This window comes from Paraburkholderia sp. (assembly GCF_034668105.1).
Lineage (GTDB): Bacteria > Pseudomonadota > Gammaproteobacteria > Burkholderiales > Burkholderiaceae > Paraburkholderia.
The window spans coordinates 1-5,019 of sequence record NZ_JAXDPY010000344.1 but is presented as its reverse complement, the minus strand read 5'-3'; the positions used below and the strand labels follow the sequence as shown (position 1 = coordinate 5,019).

General features: G+C 61.9%; 8 protein-coding genes. 4 read left to right on the top strand and 4 right to left on the bottom strand.

Annotated features, from left to right (window positions below):
• Window positions 1–949: carbohydrate porin (locus QOC89_RS15590; protein ID WP_323045828.1), on the top strand; the 949-nt coding region annotated here is incomplete at its 5' end.
• A 244-nt stretch (window positions 950–1,193) separates the two neighbouring features.
• On the opposite strand, the gene QOC89_RS15585 is transcribed toward QOC89_RS15590, so the two are convergent.
• Both QOC89_RS15585 and QOC89_RS15580 read right to left on the bottom strand, forming a co-directional pair.
• Window positions 1,194–1,427 (bottom strand): hypothetical protein, encoded by a 234-nt coding sequence (locus QOC89_RS15585; protein ID WP_323045827.1) that lies wholly within the window; start codon window positions 1,425–1,427, stop codon window positions 1,194–1,196.
• A 65-nt stretch (window positions 1,428–1,492) separates the two neighbouring features.
• Entirely contained in the window at window positions 1,493–1,960 is a 468-nt protein-coding gene (locus QOC89_RS15580; RefSeq protein ID WP_323045826.1) for an Lrp/AsnC family transcriptional regulator, read from the bottom strand.
• Window positions 1,961–2,127: 167 nt separating this feature from the next.
• On the opposite strand from QOC89_RS15580, the gene QOC89_RS15575 reads away from it, so the two are divergent.
• Window positions 2,128–2,757 (top strand): LysE family translocator, encoded by a 630-nt coding sequence (locus QOC89_RS15575; RefSeq protein ID WP_323045825.1) that lies wholly within the window; start codon window positions 2,128–2,130, stop codon window positions 2,755–2,757.
• Between the two features lie 80 nt (window positions 2,758–2,837).
• Here the strand turns inward: QOC89_RS15575 and QOC89_RS15570 are convergent, their stop codons facing one another.
• Window positions 2,838–3,011: a DUF1289 domain-containing protein gene (locus tag QOC89_RS15570; RefSeq protein WP_323045829.1), complete on the bottom strand. Its 174-nt coding sequence runs from the start codon at window positions 3,009–3,011 to the stop codon at window positions 2,838–2,840.
• 136 nt (window positions 3,012–3,147) lie between these two features.
• Between QOC89_RS15570 and QOC89_RS15565 the strand changes: the two genes are divergently transcribed.
• Window positions 3,148–3,468, top strand: a complete 321-nt coding sequence (locus QOC89_RS15565) for a YnfA family protein (RefSeq protein ID WP_323045824.1) — start codon at window positions 3,148–3,150, stop codon at window positions 3,466–3,468.
• 12 nt (window positions 3,469–3,480) lie between these two features.
• Here QOC89_RS15565 and QOC89_RS15560 read toward each other — a convergent pair whose 3' ends face one another.
• Window positions 3,481–3,990 carry a DUF1993 domain-containing protein gene (locus QOC89_RS15560; protein WP_323045823.1) on the bottom strand — a complete coding sequence of 170 codons (510 nt, stop codon included), beginning with the start codon at window positions 3,988–3,990 and terminating at the stop codon, window positions 3,481–3,483.
• A gap of 305 nt (window positions 3,991–4,295) precedes the next feature.
• Here QOC89_RS15560 and QOC89_RS15555 point away from each other — a divergent pair.
• A partial coding sequence (locus QOC89_RS15555; RefSeq protein ID WP_323045822.1) for a protease pro-enzyme activation domain-containing protein occupies window positions 4,296–5,019 on the top strand: 724 nt, incomplete at its 3' end.

The following is a 5,019-nucleotide window of genomic DNA, read 5'->3' as shown; positions in this document are numbered from 1 at the left end:
TGGAAAAGTGGACGTGAAAGTCGGGCAACAGAGTCTCGACCAGGAATTCATGGTGAGCCAGTTCGCGACGCCGTTCATCAACGCGACCTTCGGCTGGTCCGTATTGCCGTCGGTCGACATGCCGGCGGGCGGTCCTGCTTATCCGCTGTCGTCACGGGGCGTGCGATTGCGCGTCAGACCTTCGGATGCATGGACCGTGATGGCCGGTGTCTTCGACGGCAGTCCGGCGGGCAGCGATACAGGCGATCCACAGCAACAGAACCGCCAAGGCACGAATTTCAATCTGCGCGGCGGCGCGTTGTTCATCGGCGAGGTGCAGTACGCAATCAACCAGATTGCGGCGAATTCCTCGAGTACGCCCGCAACCGGTCTGCCTGGCACTTACAAGCTGGGCTTCTGGTACAACACGCAAAATTTCGCGGACCAGCGTTTCGACAGTGCCGGTTTGTCGCTGGCGAACCCGGCCAGCAACGGCGTGCCAGCGAGCCACCGAGGCGATTACAGCTTCTACGCAGTTGCCGATCAGACGGTCTGGCAAGGGGGCGGCAATAGCCCGCAGTCGGTGGGCGTTTTCGCGAGAGTCATGGGCGCGCCGGGCGATCGCAATCTGGTGGACCTGGGTGTGAACGCAGGCGTGACGCTCAAAGCGCCGTTCAAAGGGCGCGACAACGACATAGCCGGATTGGCCGTCGGCTACGCGAAGATCGGCTCGCATGCTCAAGGGCTCGCAAGCGATACCGCCTCGCTGACGGCGCCGGGCTATCCGTCGCGCAGCGCCGAGACTGTCGTCGAGGCGACCTACCAGTACCAGGTCGCGCCGTGGTGGCAGTGGCATGCGGACTTTCAGTATGTGTTCCGGCCAGCGGGCGGTATTCCGGATCCGGGCAATCCGTCTCAGCGCGTCGGTAACGAGGCGATTGTCGGGTTGCAGACCAATATCGTTTTCTGAGTAGGCGGAGTGGGTGATTCGGCGCGTTTCGGGCCGCGGTAGCGCGTTGAAACACTCAGGACGGGGCAGGGAGGATGGATGATCCGGTGTCGTGGAGATGCCAGATCCAACGGGTTGATACGCAACTAACGGTCAAGCCCGGATGGCCCTCCCAAACACGCGAACCCGCCTCGATGGAACCTGAAAACGGCCGCCGCTCGCGTCCTACGCAGCGGCTATGCAGTGAGGCAAACAGCTATGCCGCTCAACGATTGCCGTCAAGCAGCTCGCCGAGCAATTCGTCGAATGCGGCTTGGGCGTCTTCGAGTTCCTGCAACGCAGCGTCGAAGGTTTGCAGCGCGAACTGCGAAGGCTGGCCGGTGCCGGCCGGCGGAAATTGCGATTGCAGCGACGCGAAGGCTGCCTGGACCCGTTTGGTTGCGGTTAATACGCGCTCCATCGCGGCTGATTCTTCGGCTCTTGCCTTTTCGTGATCCATGAAAACTCCGTGCTCGTCTGGTCGGCTCGCGCCGTATGAAATGCGTGACTATGCCACGTCCGCGTTCAGGACAGCGGCAGCCCGCCGTTAGCCTTCACCTCCCGCAGGGACAACGCCGATTCCACCGACGTCACGCCAGGCAGGCTGCGCATTTCGTCGCGCATGAACGTGCCGTAGTCGTCGAGATCGCGCGCGACCACTTGCAGGATGTAGTCGGCGCTGCCCGACACGTTGTGACACGTCAGAATTCGCGGGATTGCCTGCACCTCGCGCTCGAAACGGGTTGCCACCGCGCGGTCGTGCACGGCAAAACGCACGTAGACGAACGCGACCACGCCGAGGCCGAGGGCGGAGCGCGAAAGCATCGCGCGGTACTGGTCGATATAGCCGTCGTTCTCGAGGCGCTTCAGGCGGCGCGCGCAGGGTGTCTCGCTCAGGCCGACCATTTCGGCCAGGCGTGCATTCGACATGCGGCCGTCGTTCTGTAACGCGGCGAGGATCGCGCGATCGGTTTTATCGAGGTCGGTTGACATGAGTTTGGGGCGCTGACTTGGGCGCTTCCGCGTGTTAGCGGAAAACATGACTCGGGCGTGGAATATTAGCGCATTCCTCCATGAATGAAGCAATCATGCCCTGCAATTCGCCAATAAACCCTCCGCCGACGATAGCAAAATAGAACCCTTAAAAATAAGAGGCTTCTATGCTTTCCGCACACCTTCTGGTCGTCTATGTCGCTGCGTTGCTGGTGGTTTATGCCGTGCCGGGCCCAGACATGGCGCTGGTTTTACAGACCAGTATCGGACGCGGCATGCGCAGTGGCTTCGCGGCGGCCGGCGGGTTGGGCGTGGCGCGTGCGACGCACGTCACGCTGTCGGCATGCGGCGTGGCGGCGCTGTTGCGCAGCGCGCCCTGGCTATACGACGTGGTGCGTTACGGCGGCGCGGTTTATCTGGCGTGGGTCGGCATCCAGATCTTCCGCTCACCTGTGTTCGCATTGCCTGAGGGCGGTGCGGTGGATATCGAGTCGCGGCCTTTGCGTGCCGCCTTCGTCAAGGGCTTGCTGACCAATCTGTTGAACCCGAAAGCGCTGCTGTTCTGCTCGGTGCTGCTGCCACAGTTCGTGCGTCCTGAGGCCGGACCGGTTGCGCTGCAGATGGTCGAACTCGGTCTGGTGCTGCTCGCCACCGGCATGTGTTTCGACGCCATGTACGCGATCGGCGCGGCGCGTATCGCCGGCTGGATGCGGGCTCATCCGCTCGCGCAGACACTGCAGCGGTGGACGTTCTCCGCGGCGTTGATCGGCTTCGCGTTGCGGCTCTCGCTGGACTGACGTGCGGCGGTGACGATGGCGAGTCGGGTTGGTCGCTTGAATCACGCCGCCGAATCGTTCCGATGATCCGGCGCCGCTGCTCACTTACGCAATTTATGCTCCCGGCGCGAGCGATCCTCGATGATTTTCCGGCGATGCTTGTCTTTCATCTTTTTCCAGCTTTTACATTCGTCGCGAGTGCGCAGACAGCCGATGCAAAGGCCGGTTTTATCGTCGAACTTGCAGATGTCGATACAGGGGGACGCGATACTCATGACAGGGCGGGCAATAGGGGGCAGGTGCGACGACTCTCGCATGCGTCATGCCCGCGCGCAAAGTGATTGTGTTAATAAATCCGATAGACTGCTGCGCGCAGTCGCGCGGCAACACAACCACTCGCTTCCATCTTCGATGAAAACTTTTCTGCTTTATACCGCGACCGCCGTTGCCGAGATTGTCGGCTGCTACTTGCCCTGGCGTTGGATCAAGGAGGGCGGCTCGGTCTGGCTGCTGGTGCCCGGCGCGCTCAGCCTCGCCTTGTTCGCCTGGCTGCTGACGCTGCATGGCACCGCCGCGGGCCGTGTATACGCGGCTTACGGCGGTGTGTATGTGGCGGTGGCTATCGCGTGGCTATGGTGCGTCGACAAAGTGCGCCCCACGCTGTGGGATGCGGCCGGCGTGGCGTTCACTCTGGCGGGCATGGCGATCATCGCGTTCCAGCCGCGCGTTTGATGCCCGTCGTGCTTACTTGATACCACCCAGATAGTCGAGCTTGCCGAGTTCTACGCCGTTGTGACGCAGAATGTCATACGCCGTCGTAACGTGAAAATAGAAGTTCGGCAGCACGAAACCGAGCAGATACGACAGCCCCGTGAATTCGATCGGGCCGCTGCGCATTTTCAGCGTGATCTCACGTTCTTCCGAACCGTCGATCTGTTGCGCATTGAATTCCTTCAGATAATCAATCGTCTTCTGAAGGCGGGCATGGAGTTCGTCGAAGGTCTGCTCGACGTCGTCGAACTTCGGTGCTTCGACGCCGGCCAGACGCGCGGCGCAGCCCTTCGCCGTATCGCTCACGATATAGACCTGGCGCACCAGCGGCAGCATGTCCGGCGCGAGCCGGGCATTCGTGAACACGGACGGGTCGATCTGTTTTTCGGCAGCGTGCGCCTGGGCCTTGCCGAGAATGACTTGCAGGTTGATCATGCCGCGCACCAGCACGGGCAATGAGGCTTGATACATCGAAATTGACATGGGTTCCTCTGATTCTCCGATCGTGCGCGCGGGTGGCGCGCGAGGCGCTGCAACGGCTGGATTGCCGCATCAGCATCATAGCGCGGGCGCAGTGCGATGCGCATTGATCCAGCCAGGCGTTAGCCATTCGGACAACTGCCGCCCGCACCGGAACTGTGTTCGAATGCATGGGTCGGACGATTTGGCGCAGTCCTTGAAACAACCCGCCACCGCGGTTCGCGCGGCGGTGAGTTCGTGCAGGTGCTTGCCGTGCCTGGGGTCTAGCTCGCGGCTCGCACCATCACGCTAACAGGAGAATCGACACCATGGTCAATAGACAAACCCTGCCGGGCAGCGAGCGCACGGTAGAGCAAGGTTCGAAAGTTATCGGGCAATGCGATCCGGCGGAACGGATCGAGGTTTTCGTGATGCTGCGCCGGCAGCAGCAGGCGCAGTTCAACGCATTGATGAGCAAGATCGAGGCGGGCGACCCGAGCGTCAAACCCCTTTCGCGCGAGGTATTCGCCAAAGATTACGGCGCCGCGCCGGAAGACATCGCCAAGGTCAAAGCCTTTGCCACCGCACACGGCTTGACGGTGGTCCGGGAGGATCCCGCGGCGCGCCAGATGTTGTTGAGCGGCACGATCGCACAGTTTCAGACCGCCTTCGGCGTGAAACTGGAACACTACCAGCATCACAGCGCGGGCCAGTTCCGTGGCCGCACCGGCACGATCAGCGTGCCGGACGATCTGCACGGCATCGTGGAGGCCGTGCTCGGCCTCGATAACCGGCCTCAGGCGCGGCCGCACTTTCGCATCCGGCCGCCGTTCCAGCCGGCCAAGGGGCATCAGGTGTCCTTTACGCCGCTGCAGCTCGCATCGTTGTATCAGTTTCCGCAAAGCGACGGCAAGGGCGAATGCGTCGGCATCATCGAACTCGGCGGAGGGTACAACACGTCCGACCTCAAGAGTTACTTTGGGAGTCTTGGGGTTGCCTCGCCAACGGTGAAATCGGTAGGCGTCGATCAGGGCAGCAATCAGCCGAGCGGTG